Source organism: Parafrankia sp. EUN1f (assembly GCF_000177675.1).
Taxonomy (GTDB): Bacteria; Actinomycetota; Actinomycetes; order Frankiales; family Frankiaceae; genus Parafrankia.
The window spans coordinates 19,206-37,571 of record NZ_ADGX01000040.1 but is presented as its reverse complement, the minus strand read 5'-3'; the positions used below and the strand labels follow the sequence as shown (position 1 = coordinate 37,571).

15 protein-coding genes, 1 tRNA gene and 1 other RNA gene are annotated in these 18,366 nt (G+C 72.4%); 8 read left to right on the top strand and 9 right to left on the bottom strand.

Annotated elements, in window-relative coordinates; translation table 11 throughout:
• Nucleotides 1–236 precede the first annotated feature (236 nt).
• Complete coding sequence (locus FREUN1FDRAFT_RS14405) at nucleotides 237–959, bottom strand: response regulator transcription factor (protein WP_006540814.1); 723 nt, start codon at nucleotides 957–959, stop codon at nucleotides 237–239.
• Nucleotides 956–3,157: a sensor histidine kinase gene (locus FREUN1FDRAFT_RS14400; protein ID WP_006540813.1), complete on the bottom strand. Its 2,202-nt coding sequence runs from the start codon at nucleotides 3,155–3,157 to the stop codon at nucleotides 956–958. Before FREUN1FDRAFT_RS14400 ends, FREUN1FDRAFT_RS14405 begins: the two co-directional genes overlap by 4 nt.
• Before the next feature lie 227 nt (nucleotides 3,158–3,384).
• Between FREUN1FDRAFT_RS14400 and FREUN1FDRAFT_RS14395 the strand changes: the two genes are divergently transcribed.
• On the top strand, nucleotides 3,385–4,203 hold the full coding sequence (locus FREUN1FDRAFT_RS14395) for a hypothetical protein (protein WP_006540812.1): 819 nt from the start codon (nucleotides 3,385–3,387) through the stop codon (nucleotides 4,201–4,203).
• A gap of 256 nt (nucleotides 4,204–4,459) precedes the next feature.
• Nucleotides 4,460–5,170: a hypothetical protein gene (locus FREUN1FDRAFT_RS14390; protein WP_006540811.1), complete on the top strand. Its 711-nt coding sequence runs from the start codon at nucleotides 4,460–4,462 to the stop codon at nucleotides 5,168–5,170.
• Between the two features lie 78 nt (nucleotides 5,171–5,248).
• On the opposite strand, the gene FREUN1FDRAFT_RS43795 is transcribed toward FREUN1FDRAFT_RS14390, so the two are convergent.
• Both FREUN1FDRAFT_RS43795 and FREUN1FDRAFT_RS14385 read right to left on the bottom strand, forming a co-directional pair.
• Entirely contained in the window at nucleotides 5,249–5,752 is a 504-nt protein-coding gene (locus tag FREUN1FDRAFT_RS43795) for a WD40 repeat domain-containing protein (protein WP_157474780.1), read from the bottom strand.
• Nucleotides 5,753–5,757: 5 nt separating this feature from the next.
• Nucleotides 5,758–6,951, bottom strand: coding sequence for a serine/threonine-protein kinase (locus tag FREUN1FDRAFT_RS14385; RefSeq protein WP_006540809.1), 1,194 nt, complete (start codon nucleotides 6,949–6,951; stop codon nucleotides 5,758–5,760).
• A gap of 215 nt (nucleotides 6,952–7,166) precedes the next feature.
• Here FREUN1FDRAFT_RS14385 and FREUN1FDRAFT_RS48010 point away from each other — a divergent pair, with 215 nt between their 5' ends.
• Nucleotides 7,167–7,349, top strand: coding sequence for a hypothetical protein (locus FREUN1FDRAFT_RS48010; protein WP_198144324.1), 183 nt, complete (start codon nucleotides 7,167–7,169; stop codon nucleotides 7,347–7,349).
• A 149-nt stretch (nucleotides 7,350–7,498) separates the two neighbouring features.
• Here the strand turns inward: FREUN1FDRAFT_RS48010 and FREUN1FDRAFT_RS14380 are convergent.
• Nucleotides 7,499–7,583 (bottom strand) — tRNA-Ser (locus FREUN1FDRAFT_RS14380).
• A 116-nt stretch (nucleotides 7,584–7,699) separates the two neighbouring features.
• On the opposite strand from FREUN1FDRAFT_RS14380, the gene ffs reads away from it, so the two are divergent.
• The 4 genes from ffs to recR all read left to right on the top strand — a co-directional run bounded on the left by ffs (nucleotide 7,700) and on the right by recR (nucleotide 11,802).
• Nucleotides 7,700–7,795: signal recognition particle sRNA small type (ffs, locus tag FREUN1FDRAFT_RS40665), an RNA gene on the top strand.
• A 36-nt stretch (nucleotides 7,796–7,831) separates the two neighbouring features.
• Complete coding sequence (locus FREUN1FDRAFT_RS14375) at nucleotides 7,832–10,681, top strand: DNA polymerase III subunit gamma and tau (RefSeq protein WP_006540808.1); 2,850 nt, start codon at nucleotides 7,832–7,834, stop codon at nucleotides 10,679–10,681.
• 61 nt (nucleotides 10,682–10,742) lie between these two features.
• Complete coding sequence (locus FREUN1FDRAFT_RS14370) at nucleotides 10,743–11,189, top strand: YbaB/EbfC family nucleoid-associated protein (protein ID WP_006540807.1); 447 nt, start codon at nucleotides 10,743–10,745, stop codon at nucleotides 11,187–11,189.
• Nucleotides 11,190–11,202: 13 nt separating this feature from the next.
• Nucleotides 11,203–11,802 carry a recombination mediator RecR gene (gene recR, locus FREUN1FDRAFT_RS14365; protein WP_006540806.1) on the top strand — a complete coding sequence of 200 codons (600 nt, stop codon included), beginning with the start codon at nucleotides 11,203–11,205 and terminating at the stop codon, nucleotides 11,800–11,802.
• Between the two features lie 100 nt (nucleotides 11,803–11,902).
• Here the strand turns inward: recR and FREUN1FDRAFT_RS14360 are convergent, their stop codons facing one another.
• Nucleotides 11,903–12,490: a hypothetical protein gene (locus FREUN1FDRAFT_RS14360; protein WP_035951598.1), complete on the bottom strand. Its 588-nt coding sequence runs from the start codon at nucleotides 12,488–12,490 to the stop codon at nucleotides 11,903–11,905.
• Nucleotides 12,491–13,098: 608 nt separating this feature from the next.
• On the opposite strand from FREUN1FDRAFT_RS14360, the gene FREUN1FDRAFT_RS14355 reads away from it, so the two are divergent.
• Nucleotides 13,099–13,551 (top strand): hypothetical protein, encoded by a 453-nt coding sequence (locus FREUN1FDRAFT_RS14355; protein ID WP_006540804.1) that lies wholly within the window; start codon nucleotides 13,099–13,101, stop codon nucleotides 13,549–13,551.
• Between the two features lie 81 nt (nucleotides 13,552–13,632).
• On the opposite strand, the gene FREUN1FDRAFT_RS14350 is transcribed toward FREUN1FDRAFT_RS14355, so the two are convergent.
• The 3 genes from FREUN1FDRAFT_RS14350 to FREUN1FDRAFT_RS14340 all read right to left on the bottom strand — a co-directional run bounded on the left by FREUN1FDRAFT_RS14350 (nucleotide 13,633) and on the right by FREUN1FDRAFT_RS14340 (nucleotide 18,261).
• The gene (locus FREUN1FDRAFT_RS14350; RefSeq protein WP_232295193.1) at nucleotides 13,633–16,260 is read right to left on the bottom strand and encodes a BTAD domain-containing putative transcriptional regulator; all 2,628 of its coding nucleotides are present in this window, start codon (nucleotides 16,258–16,260) and stop codon (nucleotides 13,633–13,635) included.
• Between the two features lie 164 nt (nucleotides 16,261–16,424).
• Entirely contained in the window at nucleotides 16,425–17,540 is a 1,116-nt protein-coding gene (locus tag FREUN1FDRAFT_RS14345) for a zinc-binding alcohol dehydrogenase family protein (protein WP_006540802.1), read from the bottom strand.
• Nucleotides 17,541–17,676: 136 nt separating this feature from the next.
• The gene (locus tag FREUN1FDRAFT_RS14340; RefSeq protein ID WP_006540801.1) at nucleotides 17,677–18,261 is read right to left on the bottom strand and encodes a TerD family protein; all 585 of its coding nucleotides are present in this window, start codon (nucleotides 18,259–18,261) and stop codon (nucleotides 17,677–17,679) included.
• Nucleotides 18,262–18,366 lie beyond the last annotated feature (105 nt).

Genomic DNA, 18,366 nt, shown 5'->3' with positions numbered 1-18,366 from the left:
GTTACCACCGCATCGGCCCGGCCGGTGCGGTGGTCGATGCCGTCGAGCTCGGGCCTCGGGTGAGTGGCGATCGAGGGTTCCAGCGAGAAACAGACCCCGAGCACGGCCACCGCGATGCCGACGTTTGACGCTATGGCGGTGAGCCCCGCGAGCAACGCGGCCAGGCAGCCTGGCGACGCAGAACGGCCAGCTCATGGCACCGCAGACGGATCTCAGCGTTTGTTCTGGGGGTGCGGTCAGGGGTCACCGAGGCCGGCGCGGCGGGCCGCGAGGATGGCTGCGGCGCGGTCAGTCGCGTGGAGCTTGGTGAGGATGTTGGAGACGTTGTTGGCCACCGTCTTCGGGGTGAGGCCGAGGTGGCGGGCGATGCGGCCGTTCGGCCACCCGTTGGCGAGCAGGCCGAGCACGTCGCGCTCGCGGTCGGTCAGCTCTGGGAACGGCTTCGTCGCGGGTCGTGGGTCGGTGAAGGCGCGCAGGACGCGGTGCGCCACGTCCGGGCCGAACACGGCGTCGCCGCGGGCGGCGGCGCGGACCGTGCGTACGACGTCCTCCTGCTGGGCGCCCTTGAGCAGGTAGCCGCGGGCGCCGGCGCGCAGCGCGGCGAAGACGAACTCGTCCTCCCCGTACATCGTCAGCATCACCACGGCGACCTGCGGGTAGGCGGTGGTGATCCGCCTGGTCGCCTCGACGCCGCCGATCCCCGGCATCTCGATGTCCATGAGCACGACGTCCGGGCGCAGCCCCTCGACCAGCCCGATCGCTTGCTCACCGGAGGTGGCGTCACCCACGACGGTGACTCCGTCCATCGAGTCGAGGAGCACGACCAGACCGTCGAGCACGATGCGGTGGTCGTCGACGATGACCACCCGGATGCCCGCCGCCGCGCCGTCGGCGCAGTCAGCGCCGGTGGCGGCCGCTTCCGGATCGAGACGATCAGCGCCGCCGTTCGTCCGCGTCATCCCGTGCTCCCGGCCAGCTGGGTGTTCACCGTGTCCTCGACATTCGCGTCATTGGCGTTCCCATCGTGTTGGGCGGACGGGCGGTCAGGCGTGTTCGGCAGCCGCGGGACGCCACTGCCGGCCAACGTCCGTGGCAGCTCGACCACGACCCGGCCACCGGCGGCGGTGGGCCCGCCGCTCCAGGTTCCCCCGAGCGCTGTCGCCCGTTCCCGCATCGAGGTCAGCCCGACCCCGGGAGTCCAGGAGGCCGTGCTGGCCGTGCGCCCCTCGGAACGGCGGGCTTGGCCGTCGTCGCGGATCTCGATGGTCAGCGCCTCGGCGCAGTCGATCGTCACGTCACAGCGGGTGGCGCCCGCATGCCGGGCGACGTTGGTGACAGCCTCGGTCACGATGCGGTAGGCGGCGACCTCCACCGCCGGGGGCAGCGGCGGCAGCGTGTCCGGGGCGGTCAGCGTCACCGGCAGCGCGGCGCCGCGCAGCGTCTCGCGCAGCGCCGCCAGCAGGCCGAGCTCGTCGAGGGCGGGCGGGCGCAGCGCGTAGACCAGTCGGCGCAGGTCGGCGAGCGCGGACGTGAGGTCGCGGCGCACGTCGGCGAGCAGGCTCGTCGCCCGCGGCAGATCCCGGCCCGCGATGTTGCGGGCGGCATCCAGCTTCGTCGCGGCGGCGGTGAGGACCGGCCCGAGACCGTCGTGCAGGTCGTGGCGCAGCCGGCGGCGTTCCTCCTCGGCGGCGCTGACAATTCGTTCCCGGGAGCGCATCAGCGCCTCGGTGAGCCGCACGTTGCTCGCCGCGACGGCGACCTGGCGGGCGATGTCGGTCAGCAGCCGGCTTTCCCGCACACCGAGGGTGCCCTGCCCCGAGCGCAGGCCCACCACCAGCGCCCCGATCTCCTCGCCCTGGTGCACAAGCGGGAAACGAGCGGTGGCCGCACCTGCAGAACGGTCGGTCTCGTTTCCCGCGTCGCCGGTGTCCGCGTAGGTGACGGCCTGAACCGACCCGTCGTCGCCGCGCAGTTCCACGGTCGCGCGCGGCAGTCGCAGGGTTCTGGCGAGCGCCTCCACCAGGCTCGGCAGCAGCGCCTCGACGCTTCCGGCGGTTTCCAGCCGGGCCGCGACCCGGGTCGCCACCGTGTGCGGCTCATCCCGCTCTCCATAGAGGAAGCGGTTGACGATCCGCTGCACCCGCGAATGGGCTGGAGCCAGGCTGAAGGCGGCGCCCAGAGCGGCCGCCACCGACCAGGGGCCGCCGACCGCCTGCCCGAACGCGGCGAGCACGGCCACGCCGGCCGCATACACCGCGGCCACGAACGCGGTCAGCAGGACGTAGACCAGCGTGCGGTTGAGCACGACCTCGATGGCGTACACCCGGTTCGCGAGCACCACGGCGACGACGACGACCAGCTCGACGACGGTGCCGACGTTGGCGATCATCTCGCCGGCGGGCAGCGCCACGACGAGCGGCGTCGACACGATGGCAACGGCGTTGACGACGGCGAGCCAGCGCAGCACCCGGCGTAGCTCGCCCTCGGCCCGCAGCCAGCGCACCACCATGACAACCGACCCGAGCAGCAGTCCCGACGAGAACAGGAGCACCGGCAGCCAGCCGGGGAAGGGAACACCGATCGGGTTGGTGACGTCGGCGTACTTCGGCGGCGGGTCGGCGAGCTTGAAATCCCACAGCGGCCCGGACAGCCAGCCCACGGCGCACAGCCCGATGCTGACAGCGGCGAGCCAGCCGATTCGCCCGCGTGGAAACCGGCCGTAGGGAAAGGTCGCCCAGGTAGTCGCCATCATGACCGGCGCCGTGGCCTCGAACGCGCCGCTGAGGATCCCCGTGGTTACCACGCCTGGCAGGTCGTGCCCGCCGTACACCGCGTACATCGCCCAGCCAGTGCCGGCCGCGGCACCGGCGTGGGTCAAAGCGGCGGTGAGCGCCAGCCAGCCGAACGGCACCTCCGGCCGCCGCGCGGCCAGCAGCCATCCTGCGACCAGGAACGGGACCGCGAGCATGAGCTGGCTCCAGCCGTGTCTGCTCGCCGAGTCCCCGCTCGGCGTGGTGACCCCGCTCGGGGTGGCGACGACGAGCAGCACGCCGACCGCGACCAGCGCCAGCACGGTCAGGGCGAGGGCATGCGCGAGCCAGCGCCACCGTGCCCGTGGCTGCAATGACCGCGGCGGGTCCCCACCAGTCACATCCACGCCAGCTCCCCGTGCCTTTTGTCTCGGTGCAACCGTGTGATCGCATCCGGTCGGACCAGTGTGGGGCACGGCGGTTCCCGTTCGTGCCGGGAAATCCTCCCGGTCATCGCGGGACAGCGCACCGGTGCCGGCGGGAACGAACCGCCCGAATGATCGCCCTGCCGCCACGACCGGTCAGCCGGACCGGTCCGACCAGGGTCCGATCAGGGTCCGATCAGGAGACAACGATGAAGACTCACAGCATCACCGGCCTGGCCACCCGCCGATGGACCGTCGTCGTCGGTGCCGTCAGCATCGGCGCCCTCGTCCTGCTCCCCGCCTGCTCCGGCTCTTCCGACTCGCCCGCCGCCGCGGGCACGCCGTCGGCCACCGCCACGGCCACGGCCACGGCCGACGCCACCCGGACGGCCTGCGACGCCGCGCTGGCCAGCGACTGGGTCAACATCCCCGGGATCGATCCGGACGGGCCGCCGGCGTCAGCAGCCGAACTGGCCGCCTGGGCGACACCGCTGCAACCCCGCATCACCGCGTTGCGCGCCGGTGTTCCGGCAGACCTGACGAGCAAGGTCGACACGCTGGCCACGGCCGTGCGGGACGCGACGGAAGGAAAGCCGGTCTCCACCGACGACGCCTCGCTCCAGGCCGCGCTCACCGCCGTCAACGCCTGGGCGCACGACTCCTGCGACTACCCCACCCTCGACGTGACGAACAGCGACGGGGGCGCCCTGTCCGGCGTGCCGGCGACGCTGCCTGCCGGCCCGGTCGCGATTAGGTTCGCCAACACGGGCACCGACCCGGCGAAGGCCGGCTTCATCCTGCTGCTCGGCAAGGTCCGGGACGGGCAGACCGCCACCGCCGCCGACGTGCAGGCCGGCAAGGTCAACGTCGAGGACATCGCCGACATCGTCGCGGTGGCCCAGCCGACGGGTGCCGCGCCGGCGTACGCGCTGGCCACGCTCAGCGCTGGCCGCTACGTCGTCACCGCGCCCGTCGGCACACCGCCGCAGTTCAGCGGCGTCGTCGCTGCCGGCTTCGAGGTCGGATGAGCCGCAGCCGGCAACGGCCCCCGGACGCCGGCTGATCCCTCGCGCAACCGGCCGCCTGGTGGTCCGCGCGGACTCGGATGTGCCCAGAGCCCTTCCCACCCGTCGGCACCAGGCGGCTCCAGGCGGCGGCCATGGCCACACGGCCGCCGCCGAGACCCCCTTGCCTCTCGTCGCCCGGTCACGCCGCTCGCCGCGCCGCGACCATCTCAGCTTCCGCCGAGACCCACCTCAGCTCCCAGAGAAAGGAGCCCCTGCCATGTCCACCAGGTCCACCTCACCGATCGGCAGGCTGCTCGCCGCCACCTGTCTGGTCGTCGTGGGCGTGAGCGCCGTGCTGTCGACGGCGCTCCTCCCCACGACCGGGCAGGGCGATGACCTCGCGGCCGTCGAGACGTTCGCCGCCCACTCCGACAGGGTCGACGCGGCGCTCGTCGCCGAGATCTTCGTCGTCCTGCTCGGGGCCTCCACGGCACTCACGGCGCTACTGGCCTTCGCACGCTCGCCCCGGCTCTCCGCCGTCGCGGGCTGGCTCGGGATCATCTCCGGCAGCGCCTGGATCGGCCTGATCAGCACCGATGATGTACGCGCCGCGGCCGCCGAGACCGACCACGCTGCCGGCGCCACGCTGATGCACCACCTGAGCGGCTCGGCGCAGTTCCAGGCGTTCGTCCTGCTAAGCCTGGTCGGTGGCCTGGTGTCGATGATGTGCCTCGGCATCGCGCTGTGGCGGTCACGGGCCGTGCCGCGCTGGGCAGCGGCGCTGTTCGTCGTCTACGAGCCGGTCAACTTCGCCGGCGGCGGTGGCGGGGTCGTCGGGACCATCGCGAACGTGATCCTGCTCGTCGGGTTCGCCGCCTGCGCCATCACGATCCTGCGCCGCGGCCTGCCCGCCCTCGACGGTGCCACAGATCCGGCGACCACCCCGCCGGTGGTCTCGACACCCGCACCTGCCCGCTCCGTCAGCTGACCTCACCCGGCAACCGCGTATCGAGCCGGCACCCGGACGCCGGCTCGATGCACTGGGCGATGAGGGCGAGCTGGACGGTCATCCCCCTGCCCACAGCCACACTGCTTGGCTGCCGATAGCCAGGATGTGTCCGTCTGGCGAGAATGCCAGTGAGGCCCAACTCCTCTTCACATTCGTCGATGGATGACCCAGCGGGGCTGGCCGGGCCGGATCGGACACATCCCACAACCGCACCGAATCTTGCTCATAATTGCTAGTGGCCAGGATGTGTCCGTCTGGCGAGAACGCCATATCGAACACCGATCCATAATCGTCGGTCGGCAGGTTGCCCATCTGGGCAGGCCGGGCCGGATCGGACACATCCCACAACTGCACCGCGCTGTCGACGCCGAGGCCAAGTGCGAGGGTGCGCCTGTCCGGGGAGAACGCCACCGCCCCGACTCCGCCGTCCCGGCTGGTCAGTGGCTGTCCCAGCTGGGCCGGCCGGGCCGGATCGGACACATCCCACAACCACACCACGCCGCTCTCACCGGGAGGGCTGGAGCTGATAGCCAGAATGCGACCGATTGGGGAGAAGGCCACCGAGTTCACATTCTCGCCCTGCCCAATCGGCAATTCGCCGAGGGAGGCCGGATGGGACCAGATAGCTGGCGGGCCGGAGTTGAGGAGGGTGCGTAACGGAATGGTGTGACAGCTGTGACAGTGAGGGCTGTGGCGCCGGCGGCCAGCAGGCGCCGTCTGGAGGGCCGCCGGGAGGTGCTCTCGTTCCCGGCGAGGGGTGGCGGGGCTGTTCGTGGGGCGGCCGTCGGTGCCAGTTCTGTGGCGCCGTCCACGAGTGCAGACACGGGGGAGCTTGTCCCAGCCTCGGTCGCTGGTGGGGCTAGCTGTGGTGAGGCCGTCTGGAGAGCGTGGCGGACATCATCAGACAGGTGGAGAGGCAGGTCAGTGGCGCTGATCCAGCCAGGTCCGTAGGAACGCGTGGCAGCGTGGGCGAGATCGATGGCAAAGGTGTGGGCGTCGGGCTGGCGGTCGGCGGAACGTTTGGCCAGTGCACGCAGGACGACGGCGGCGAGCGGGTCAGGCACACCGACCAGCGGAGGCGGCGGGTCGTTGAGGTGCTGGTGCCACAGGGCCTGCCTGTCCTGGCGAGGATTGAAGAGGTGCCTGCCGGTGAGGAGCTGGTAAAGCATGACGCCGAGTGCATAGAGGTCGGTGGCCGGGCCGATCCGCCCCCTTTCGATCTGCTCCGGCGCCATGTACATCGGAGTGCCTGCCATCCCACTGACGGTCACGGCAGAACGTTCGAACATCTTGGCAATGCCGAAGTCGCTGACCTTGGGGGTGCTATCGGCGGCGAACAGAACGTTGCCGGCTTTGATGTCGCGGTGCAGCACCCGGCGGGTGTGGGCGTGGGTAAGCGCGGTGGCCACCGCCAAGCCGACCGCGCACCCCTGCTGGGGAGTGAGATTCGCGCGGCGCTTGCCCAGTGTTCCGCCGGCGAGCAGTTCCATTACAACCAGGCACAGCCCGCCGGTCTCACGGTAGTCGTAGACCTGCACCACGTGCGGATGGTTCAGGCGGGCGAGCACCCGTGCCTCGTCGGTGAACCCGGCCACGGTCACGCCCTCGCCGTTGTCCGCCGCCATCACCTTGATTGCGACCGGTCGGCCCATCTTTCGATGCTCGCCGGCCAGTACCAGCCCGAACCCCCCGCGCCCAAGCTGGACGCCCACCGTGTAGTCGGGCAGCGCCGCCGCGACCTGCTCTCGGTCAATGATCATCGGCCGTAAGAACCCGACACGCCCGCCTCCCGATCCCGAGCTATGGCTGGCAAGCCTAACCGGCCGACCACGAACCGTCACAGACCCAGCCGTATAGGTCAGAACACCGAATGGGCGTTGGCTGGATCGCTGTGGCAGGAGGGAGGGCGGGTTGTTCACCGACGAGACGGGCCACCTGCTGAACCCGGACACCGAACCACCACGAGTGGAAGGCGCTGCTGCGGTCCGTCGGACTGCGTGACGCGCGGCTGCACGACGCCCGGCACATCGCAGCCACCAGGCTTCTCCTGCTGGGGGTGCCCGACCGGATCGTCATGGGGATCATGGGCTGGTCCTCGGACATGCGGCGTCGCTGCCAGCACATGACCGACCCGATGTTGCGCGACACAGCGGACTAGGTCGGCCGGCAGCTTGTGGGAGCCGTCCCCGTCGGTGAAGCCCGCAGCGCAGGACGAACGAGACCAGAACTGAGACCGCAGGATCGCGGGTCGGTTTCCGGGATGGACCGGCCTGCGGCACTTGCCCTGATAGGGCGGGACGATCGTTGCGGAGGATGAGAGATTCGAACTCTCGAGGGGTTGCCCCCAACACGCTTTCCAAGCGTGCGCCCTAGGCCACTAGGCGAATCCTCCGTGGGGGAGCCTATCTGACGGCGGGGCGTAGTGGGGCGCCGGGGGGCGCGAACGGGCTCACAGCCGGCCACCGGACCCGCACGCTCATGATCGCTGGGAGACGGCTAGACTGCACAGCAGACCCCTCGTGCGGCGTTACCCCGTGAACCCCCCCAGGGCCGGAAGGCAGCAAGGGTAAGCGGGCTCTGGCGGGTGTGCGAGGGGTCCTCCTCGTTCGGGCGAGCATCGCGAGCATCCGGAGCACACGAGTGAGCACTGCGCTGTACAACAGGTACCGCCCTGCGACGTTCGGCCAGGTGGTGGGCCAGGAGCACGTCACCGACGCGCTTGGTCACGCGTTGCGCAGTGGGCGGCTACACCACGCCTACCTGTTCAGCGGCCCCCGCGGGTGCGGGAAGACGTCGTCGGCCCGGATCCTGGCCGCCTCGCTGAACTGTGAGAAGGGCCCGACACCGGAGCCCTGCGGGGTCTGCGACCAGTGCGTCTCCATCCGTACCGGCTCGTCGATGGACGTCACGGAGATCGACGCCGCCTCGCACGGTCTTGTCGATGATGCTCGTGACCTGCGTGAACGCGCGTTCTTCGCCCCTGCGTCCGCCCGGTTCAAGGTGTTCGTCGTCGACGAGGCGCACATGGTCACGGCGGCGGCGTTCAACGCGCTGCTGAAGGTGGTCGAGGAGCCGCCTCCGTACCTGAAGTTCGTCTTCGCCACCACCGAGCCGGACAAGGTGATCGCCACCATCCGGTCCCGGACGCACCACTACGCCTTCCGGCTTGTGCCTCCTGGTGTCCTCCGCGGGCATCTGGAGTCGATCTGCGAGCAGGAGGGGGTCGTCGTCGACCCGGCGGTGTTCCCGCTGGTGGTGCGCGCGGGTGCCGGCTCCGTCCGGGACTCGCTCTCCGTCCTCGACCAGCTCCTCGCCGGTGCCGGGGAGGGCGGGCTCAGCTACGAGCGCGCGGTGGCGCTGCTGGGCATGACGGACGGAATCCTGCTCGACGAGACCGTGGACGCCCTCGCCGGGCGCAACGGCGCGGCACTGTTCACCGTGGTCGATCGTGTGGTCTCGTCCGGCCACGACCCGCGCCGCTTCGCGACCGACCTGCTCGACCGGCTCCGTGATCTCATCGTGGTCGCCGCGGTGCCCGACGCGGTGGAGCGCGGCCTGCTGGAGTCGTTCTCCAGCGACCAGGTCGACCGGATGCGGGCCCAGGCCGGCCGCATCGGGCCGGCGGAGCTCTCCCGCACGGCGGACGTCCTGCATTCCGGCCTGGTCGAGATGCGCGGGACGGCGAGCCCCCGGCTGCTGCTGGAACTGATCCTCGCGCGCGCCCTTCTCCCCAGCGCCTCCGCGGACCCGGCCGCGCTCGCCGTCCGGCTCGAGCGGCTGGAACGCCGGCCGGCGCCGGCGCTCGGAGCGGCTCCGCTCGCGGGCCCGGCGGCCACCGCCGCGAACGCCCACATGGAGGCACCGCCGCACGCCGGCCCGCCCGCGCCAGCAGCAGTAGCCACCGCCGAGGGTCCCGCGGGTGCGGTCACCGGGCCTCCGGCCTCAGGGCCGGCACCCGCCTACCCACCCGCGCCCGCGCCCACGGCCGCGGCTCCAGCAGGCCCCGCGTACCCGGCTGCGCCCGCGCCCGCGTACCCGGCAGCGCCCGCGCCCGCGTACCCGGCAGCGACGGCGTCGTCTCCGGGCGCCGGCTCCGGCGGCCTTGATGCCGCGGGGCTGACCGCCGTCTGGGATGAGGTGCTCGCATTCGCCGGCCGCCGCAGCCGCCGGACCCACGCGATCCTGAAGGACTACGCCTCGGTCGTCGAGGTCCGCGGGGACGAGGTCGTGCTCTCGTTCTCCGCGCCGGCGATGGGGAAGATGTTCGGTCAGGGGAACAACGCCGAGATCCTGGCCTCCGCGCTCACCGACCGGTTCGGTGGAACGTGGCGGGTCACCATCGGAGGCGGTGGTCCCGGCCCGTCGGGTGGTCGCCCCCAGGCTCCTCGGGGCACCGGCGGGTCGGGCGGAGCCGGGCAGCCCGGTAGCGGCGGCGCGCCCCCGGCCGGGTTCAGCCCGGTGCCACCGGGCGCGTATGGCGGGTCTCCCGCCCCCGCCGGTCCAGGTCCGTATGCCGGCTCCGGCGTCTCCGGCGGGTCTGGCGGGTCTGGTCCGCGGGTCGCGTCCGCGGCCTATGGTGGCGCCGAGGCGCACCCGGGCAGCGGGGCCGTCAACGGCACAGCGGGGCCAGGCATGCCCGGCGGCCCGGGCGTCCCCCACGACAGCGGCCCTGAGCAGAGGCAGGGCGTTCCGGGCGTTCCGGGTGCAGGCGGGCCTTCGAGCGACGGTTGGTCGGCCCCCGGGGCACCTGCCACGCCGGCCGGCGGCTCCTTCGGGTCGCCGGTGGCGGCGGTCGCGTCAGCCGTCGCCACAGCGCCCCCTGCCGTCAGCACGTCGCCGCAGATGTCCGTCAGCACGTCGCCGCAGATGTCCAGTGGCGTCGGACCTGGCGGCGCCGGGGCGGCCGTACCCGGGTCCGCGACGGCCGGGCCTCCCGGAGCGTTCGGCGCGTACCCGCCGGCCGATCCGTTCGCCGGCAACGGTTCGGGTGGGCCCCCGCCCGCCGTGCGCCCCGGCACCGCACCCGGCCACGGCGTCGTAGCCGGTCACGGCCGCGCACCCGGCGGCCCTGGCATGGCGCCCGGCCCAGGCACCACATTCGGACCCGGCACCACACCCGGACCCGGATCCGGCCCTGGCACAGCGCTCGCGTCGCCACCGGCCGGATCGGTTCCGCGGCAGGATCCGGCTCAGCCGGGTGGTGCCGTCCCACCCGCGACCGGCGGCGGCCGGCCTCAGAGCGGGGCTGCCGCGGCACGCGCCGCGATGATGACCGCCCGCGCCGGGCACGCCGCGGCCGGTCGATCGCCTGGCTCCTCGGTGGCCACCGCGGGGCCGGCGGCTGTCGGCGACATCTCCGGGGTGGACGATGCGTCCCTCGACGACGAGGACGTACCCACCCATCCGGGGGATGCCAGGAGCAGCGAGGAGGCCGCGGTGGCCCTGCTGCGCACAAGCCTCGGCGCGACGGTCATCGACCAGTCGGGTTGACCGGGCGATCCGGCGGCGGCTGGCGTCGGATCGGCATCGCCCGGCACGTAGGCTCACGGTCATGTCGAACCCACAGATCCCCGCCGGGAGTGGCGCCAACCTGGGGCAGATCCTCGAGCAGGCACAGCGGATGCAGGCCGCTCTGTTCGCTGCCCAGCAGGAGCTGGCCGAGACCCGGGTCGAGGGCTCGGCCGGCGGTGAGCTCGTCATCGCGACCGTGAACGGTGGCGGCGAGCTCGTCGATCTTGTGATCAAGCCCGCGGCGATGGATCCGGACGACCCCGAGACCCTCGCGGATCTCGTCCTCGCCGCCGTGCGGGACGCGACGACCAACGCGCACCGGCTCGCCGCGGAGAAGATGAACGCGGCCACCGGTGGCCTCGGCGGGGCGCTGAGCGGTCTCGGCGGGCTGGGCGGGGCGGCCGGTCTCGGTGGCGGTGCCCCGGCACCCGGTGCGCTGCCGGGTGGGGGCGCGCTGGGCGGCCTGGGCATCCCCGGCCTCGGCTGAGTCTGTCGCCGCCATGTACGAAGGCGTTGTCCAGGACGTGATCGACGAGCTGGGCCAGCTTCCCGGTATCGGGCCGAAGAGCGCGCAGCGCATCGCGTTCCACCTGCTCGCCGCCGACCCGGCGGACGTCCGTCGGCTGGTGAGCGCGCTGACCGAGCTCAAGGAGAAGGTCCAGTTCTGCCGGACCTGTTTCAACGTGGCCCAGTCGGAGCTGTGCCGGATCTGTGTGGACCCGCGCCGCGACCAGACGTCCATCTGCGTCGTCGAGGAGTCGAAGGACGTCGTCGCGATCGAGCGGACCCGCGAGTTCCGCGGCAGGTACCACGTTCTGGGCGGCGCGATCAACCCGATCGGCGGGGTCGGCCCGGATGATCTGCACATCCGGGAGCTGATCGCCCGGCTGGCGGACGGTGTGGTCACCGAGATCATCCTTGCGACGGATCCGAACACCGAGGGTGAGGTGACGGCGTCCTATCTGGCGCGCCAGATCGCGCCGATGGGCCTCACGGTCACCCGGCTGGCGAGCGGGCTGCCGATGGGCGGCGACCTCGAATGGGCCGACGAGGTCACCCTCGGCCGTGCCTTCGAGGGCCGGCGGATCGTCAACGCCTGACCGCCCGGCGCGCGTGACCGCTCGGCGCGGCCGGGCGTTTGGGGCGGCCGGGCGTTTGGGGCCGGGTGCCTGATCTCTGGTGCCTGGCCGCCGGCGGACGTCAGAAGCCCAGGATCGGCGCGTAGGCCGAGCTGGGGATGGAGGCGAGGGTCAGCAGGACGACGCTGACATCCAGCTGGTCGGCGCCCGCACCGAACTCGGCGTGCCTACCGTGGGTGGTGTAGACCAGAACGTCGGAGTCCCGCGTCACCCGCACACCGAACATGTGCGTCGCCCGGACCCACCACACCCGGCCGCCCACCCGCACCCGCACCCGCCGAGCGTCGCGGCGCAGCCCGGTCGTGAACCGTGCCAGCCGCCCCGATGGCAGGTCGGGCTGGTCCAGGTAGCCGGTGATGTCCCCGCCGGGCCCGTGCACGACTATGCGCGCCGGGCTGGCCGGCGGGCCGGGTTCGACGAGGCTGGCCTCCGCGGAGATCTCCTGCTCCCAGGGATGCATCTCGGCGGCCCAGACCTGCTCGCCGCACACGAACCGTTTGCCGAGCACGCCGCCGTCGGGATGCCCGCGTGGCAGGAGCCCGCCGACCACCCGACCGGCACCTTCGAGGCGCCAGACGACGGAGATGATCGCCCCGGCCGGCATCTCGGGGCCCTCCGGCGCACCGGTTGCGCTCGTGTTCACGTGCATGCGGGACGGACGCCCGGGCGGTACGCCCCGGCCAGGCCGCACGGTCGCGCGGTGCCCGACACCCCGGACCGTAGAATGGGGTGCAGAGGCCAGTGCACGTACCTCTGCTGTTGCACGTGCGGGTGCCAGTGAACCCGCGCCCGCGACGGACGGCCCACGCCTCACCTTCCAACCCCCGCCCTACCATCGGCCCGGACGATCAGCCGTTTACGGTCGACGCATCACAGGCCGTCGCCAGCTTCGGCCCGGCGCCGGCCGAATCTGCGAACTCCGACACCGAAACACTGCACTATGCATGCAGATGGTACGCGGCATGCGGACTGTCCGGAGTCCCTCGGGCACACCTTTCTCGTCGACACCTTGCTGTCACCACAATTCAATGACAACACCACACAAATGGATGCCGGCCGGGACTGTGGCCCCGCGGAACACCGGACCCCGGTGCGGCATCGCGTCGACCTGCGGACAAGGTGGAACCATGCCGGGGAATCCAGGCCGGTAACCGTCTCTCGATCCACCGAGGAGGAGCTGCCCGCAATGAGGCTTTTCCATCTCAAGGTGCATGGTCAGGGATGCCGCAGGTCCGCGTCGACGACGGAGAAGGCTCAATGATCATCAGTTCCCATGTCGGTGCCGGGGCGTTCGTCGGCATGGCCGCGTCGAGGCCGGGGCCGGCTCTGGCGCTGGGCTTTCTGTCGCATCTGGCCATGGACGCGATGCCGCACTGGGGCACCGGGCCCAACACCGAAGCCGAGTGGCTGCCGATCGCGCGCAAGGACGGCGTGGCGGGCCTCGCCGCGATGGCCCTGCTCACCGCCGCCGCCCCCGCGGACCGGCGCGTCGGGGTGCTGGCCGGAATGATCGGTGCCTGCCTACCCGACACCGACAAGATCGGCCGCTACTTCGTCGGGACCAGCCCCTGGCCGGCCCGCTTCGACCGGTTCCACGAGGCCATCCAGAACGAGGCCCGGCACCGGTTGCCCCGGGAGGTCGCGACGGCCGCCTGCCTGACCGTCGCGGGCACGGTCGCCCTGCGGCTGCTGGCCGCCCGCCCACGCTGAGGCGCGGCTGATTCCGCCTCCAGCCAGACGGAGTGAACCGCGTCAGCCGCGTCGGGGGCGTCGGGGGCGTCGGGGGCGAGGTCACGGTCGGGGGCGGGGGTGGCTCCGCCGGGCCCGGACCGACAGCGCCGAGAACCGCGCCACGCCGCCCAGGTAACAGTTGTCGACCGAGTCGGCGAGGCTGACCGCGCGGTCCAGGAGCAGCAGGCACCGGTCCGGGTCGCGGCCGACGACGAGCTCGGCCTCGCCGTAGGCCAGCCAGCCGATGTCGGACGGGGCCAGCGGTCCCGGCGGCGTCTGGGTCCGCACGACCCGCCCGGCTTCCAGGTTGCCCGCGTGGGCATGGGCGAGCATGACGTTGCGCAGCCCAGCCACCTCGGCATGCCGGTCGCCGCAGGACCTGGCCGCGGCGACCAGCTCCCAGCCGTGGTCGACGGCCTCGCCGATCCGACCGCGGTAGAACGCGAGGTCGCCGAGCAGCTCGAGCGAGAACCTGCGCTCGGGCGCGTCACCGGCGACCAGGCGGCCGCGTTGCGCGCAGGCTCCGGCCATCTCCAGGTCACCGGCGCTGACGTACCAGGCCGCCGCGGTCGCCAGGGCGATCGACAGCGCACCGGCGGACACCCCGGGCGGCAGGGCCACCGACAGGTCCGAGACCAGATCCGCCAACCGGTGGGGCTCCACCCCGGCCGGCGGGTGCAGGCCGAACGCCCGGATGAGCTCGACCGCGGCGGACAACGGCTCGATCCGCAGCCGGCTCATCGCGTAGACGTGCACCGCCGCGGCGATCTCGACCGCGAGCGGCGGATCGTTCGCCAGCGCCCAGGCCCGCGCCGCCCTCGACTCGATGAGCAGGTCGGCCAACCGGCGTTGCCCCTGGGCCTCACGCGGGGTACGGAGCAGCCCGTCCGCGACGCGCAGCTGGCCGAGGACGTACCGCGCGTGCGCCGCGGACAGCGTGTCGTCGGCCGCCCCGAGCTCCCGCCGCGCGTAGTCGCGGATGGTCTCCAGTAACGAATATCGGGTCGGGCTGTGGGCCGGATCCGCGACCACCAGCGAACGCGCGACCAGCGCGTCGAGCATGTCCGGGCCGGTTGCCTGCGGCAGCCCCGCCAGGGCGGCGACGTCCATGGCGACGACCGGGCCGGCAAAGGCACCCATGATCCGTAGCATCGCCCGGTGCGGGCGGTCCAGCATCGACACCGACCACGCCACCACGTCGGTGAGGGTGCCGTGGCGCGCCGTGCTTGCCCGACGCGTGCCCCGGCGAAAGTCGAGATGCTCATCCAGGCTGTCGGCGAGCTCGGCCAGTGGCATCGCGCCGCTTCGCGCCGCCGCCATCTCGATTCCGAGGGGCAGCCCGTCGAGCCTGCGGACGATGCGCTCGACCGCCGCGTCGCCCGCCGCCGCACTGTCCGCCACCACCCCGGCTGACGCCGCGCCGGCTGACGCCGCGCCGGCTGGCACAGGCTCGGCCGGTGCAAGCTCGGCTGGCGCAGACGCGGGACCGTCGGGCGTGGCCCGCGCCCGGAACAGCGCGAGAGCGGGGGCGTCCGGCCCGTCGACCCGCAACGGACGCACCGGCCAGCAGTGCTCGCCATCCAGGCCGAGCGGCTCACGGCTGGTCGCGAGCACCCGTACCCCGGGCCCACCGGAGACAAGAGCTGACGCGACGGCCGCGGCGGGCCCGCCGACGTGCTCACAGCCGTCGAGGATCAGCAATGCCTCCAGGCCGGTGGCGCCTGCCAGGACCGCCATGGCCTCGCCGTCCATCCCGCCCGCACCGGACCCGACCGATCCACCGGATCCACCGGATCCACCGAAGCAGCCCACGCCGAACTCGTCGGCGACGGTGGCGGCGACCGCCGCCGGGTCACGCACACCGGCCAGCTCGACCAGCCGGACGCCGTGCGTGAACTGGCCGGCGATGCTGTCCGCGAGGTGCAGCGCGAGCCGTGTCTTGCCGACGCCGCCCGGTCCGAAGAGCGTGACGATCCTGGCCGAGCCGATCAGGTCGCTCACCGCGGCCAGGTCGGCGGCGCGCCCCAGCAGAGCGGCGGCGGGCGGGCGGCCGTGCCGGGATCGGCCCAGCAGCGTCGGTGAGCCCTTCGCCGAGACGGAGGAAGGTGCCGAGCGCGCGGAGGGTGCAGGGAAGGCGGACGGCGCAGAAAAGGGGGACGGGGCCGAGAAGCCGGAGGGTGCCGACAGCACCGGGCGCCGCGGCAGCAGGGCCGCCCGCGACTCCCGCGCGGCGGCCCGGGCCTCGGCCAGGCGGACCGCCGCCGGCCGCAGTGTCGGATTGTCGGTCAGTTCTCCGAAGGCCGGACCGCGCCAGAGCGCGAGCGCGTCCTCCAGCAGGACGAGCTGCTCGGCGGCCTCGGGCACCTCGTGGGAAAGCCTCAGCAGCCGTTCGAAGACCACGATGTCGACCTGCTCAGGCGCCAGCCGCAGAGACCAGCCGCCGGGACAGGTCGCCACGGCGTCGCCGAGCACCCGCCGCAGCCGCGAGACGTAGGACCGCAGCGTCGCCTCCGCGGTCGGCGGAGGGCACTCACCCCACACCGCGTCAACCAGGCGGGCCTGTGGCACCGCATCGCCCACCCGGGAGCCCAGCACGGCCAGCAGCAGCCGCTGCGTCGGGCTGCCGATGGTGATCGTCGTCCCGGCCGCGTCCACGACGTCCACCGGGCCCAGTAGCCGTACGCGCACACAACCGATCATAGGAGCCACAGCCGGAAACAACCCGTAACACGCCAGATACTCCACTCGGGAGCCATCAGAACGCCGGCGGGCCGCAATCCGACCGTAGCGACGCAAGCATCACAATCCGGCACCCCGTATACCGCCGCCACTCATGCGGGCGACGGAAACTCTCAACCAGCGTCGGGGGTCACATCGGCGTCGGGAAAGAGCACTGCCGCGCCGTCGACCCGGTCGCCGGCCAGATCGGTGAGCGCCTGAGCGGCCGAGGCCAGCGGGTAGGGGGTTACGGTCACCTCGAGGTGGTGGCGGGAGGCCACGGCCAGGAACTCGTGGCCGTCCGCCCGGGTGTTCGCGGTCGTGCTGCGCACGGACCGTTCCTGGAACAGATGCCGCTGGTAGTTCAGCCGCGGGATGTCCGTGAGGTGGATTCCCGCGACCGACAGGGTGCCCCCGCGGTCCAGCGCCTCCAGCGCGACCGGCACGAGATCACCTACCGGCGCGAACAGGACAGCCGCGTCGAGCGGCTCGGGGGGAGCGTCGTAGGCGCCGGTCACCGAGGCGGCGCCGAGGTCGAGCGCAAGCTGACGGGCCCGCTCGGACCTCGTCATGACGTGCACGCGGGCGCCCTGGGCGATGGCAACCTGGGCGGCGAGATGCGCGGACGCACCGAACCCGTAGATGCCCAGCCGCCCGTCAGGCGGTAGTTCCGCACGTGACAGTGCCCGGTAGCCGACGATGCCCGCGCACAGCAGCGGAGCCAGCTCGCCGTCGCTGTAGCCGGCCGGCAGGTGGTAGGCGTAGGCGGCGTTCACGACGGCGTACTGGGCATAGCCGCCGTTGACGTCCCAGCCGGTGTAGATCGACGCCGGGCAGAGGTTCTCGGCCCCGCGTCGACAGTAGGCACACGTCTGGTCGGTACCGCCGAGCCAGGCGATGCCGAGCCGGTCACCGAGCTGGATCGCGGCGGAAGTGGCGGAAGCGGCGGAGGTGGCAGGAGCCGCGGAGGTGGCGGAGGTGGGCCCGTCGGCGAGGGTCTCCGGTGCGCCGGTGGGCTCGATCCCGGGCCCGAGTGCGTCGACGTAGCCGACGACCTCGTGGCCCGGAACCGTGCCTGGGCGGCGTGGAGTGAGGTCGCCCTCGGCGAGATGCAGATCCGTCCGGCAGACACCGCAGGCGGCGACTTTCAGCCGGACCTGGCCGGGCCCCGGTTCGGGCACCGGAAGCTCCACGGCCCGCAACGGGCCCGAGGCCATGGGCCCCGGGCTGGTCACCTGCCAGGCCAACACCGCGCATCAACCTCCGTCGCCCGGCCCAGCCGCTCCCACGGATCGCCCGCGGCCACGGATCGGCCCGGCCCTACCTGCGAGGCCCGGCCTCGCGGTCAGGCCCGGCCTCGCCGGTCAGCTCCTGGCGAGACGTCGGTCAGACGTTCACGCCGTGGTCGCGGGCGAGGCCGCTGAGGTCGTTGTGCCCCTGGCCCACCGCGCGGAACTTCCAGTCGGCGCCGTTGCGGTACACCTCACCGAAGATCACCACGGTCTCGGTGGAGTAGTCCTCGGAGAGGTCGTAGCGGACCAGCTCGGTGCCGGTCTGGTCCACCACGCGGATGTAGGCGTTGCGCACCTGGCCGAAGTTCTGCGCCCGGTTCACCGCGTCGTAGATCGACACCGGCACGACGATCTTGTCGATCTCCAGCGGGACCAAGCCGAGGGCGATGTTGATCGACTCATCGTCGCCCTCGCCGGCGCCGGTCAGGTTGTCACCGGAGAGCGAGATGGCGCCCTCCGGGCTCTTCATGTTGTTGAAGAAGACGAAGTGACCGTCGGACAGCACCTTGCCGTCGCTCTTGACACCGATAGCGGATGCGTCCAGGTCGAAGTCGGTGCCGGTCGTCGTCCGGGCGTCCCACCCGAGGCCGACGGTGAGCGCGGTCAGCGCTCCGGTTCCCGCCTCGGCGGCCTGCTTCGTGAGGCTGACGTTGCCGCCCTTGGCAAGGCTGATCGCCATGACGAATGTCCTTCCTGAGGAATGCTTCTAACGGCGACGATCCTCCGCAGCGAGGACCATCGGTCCAACATGGTCGCTTCCGAAGCCACCCTTGCACAGGAGTAC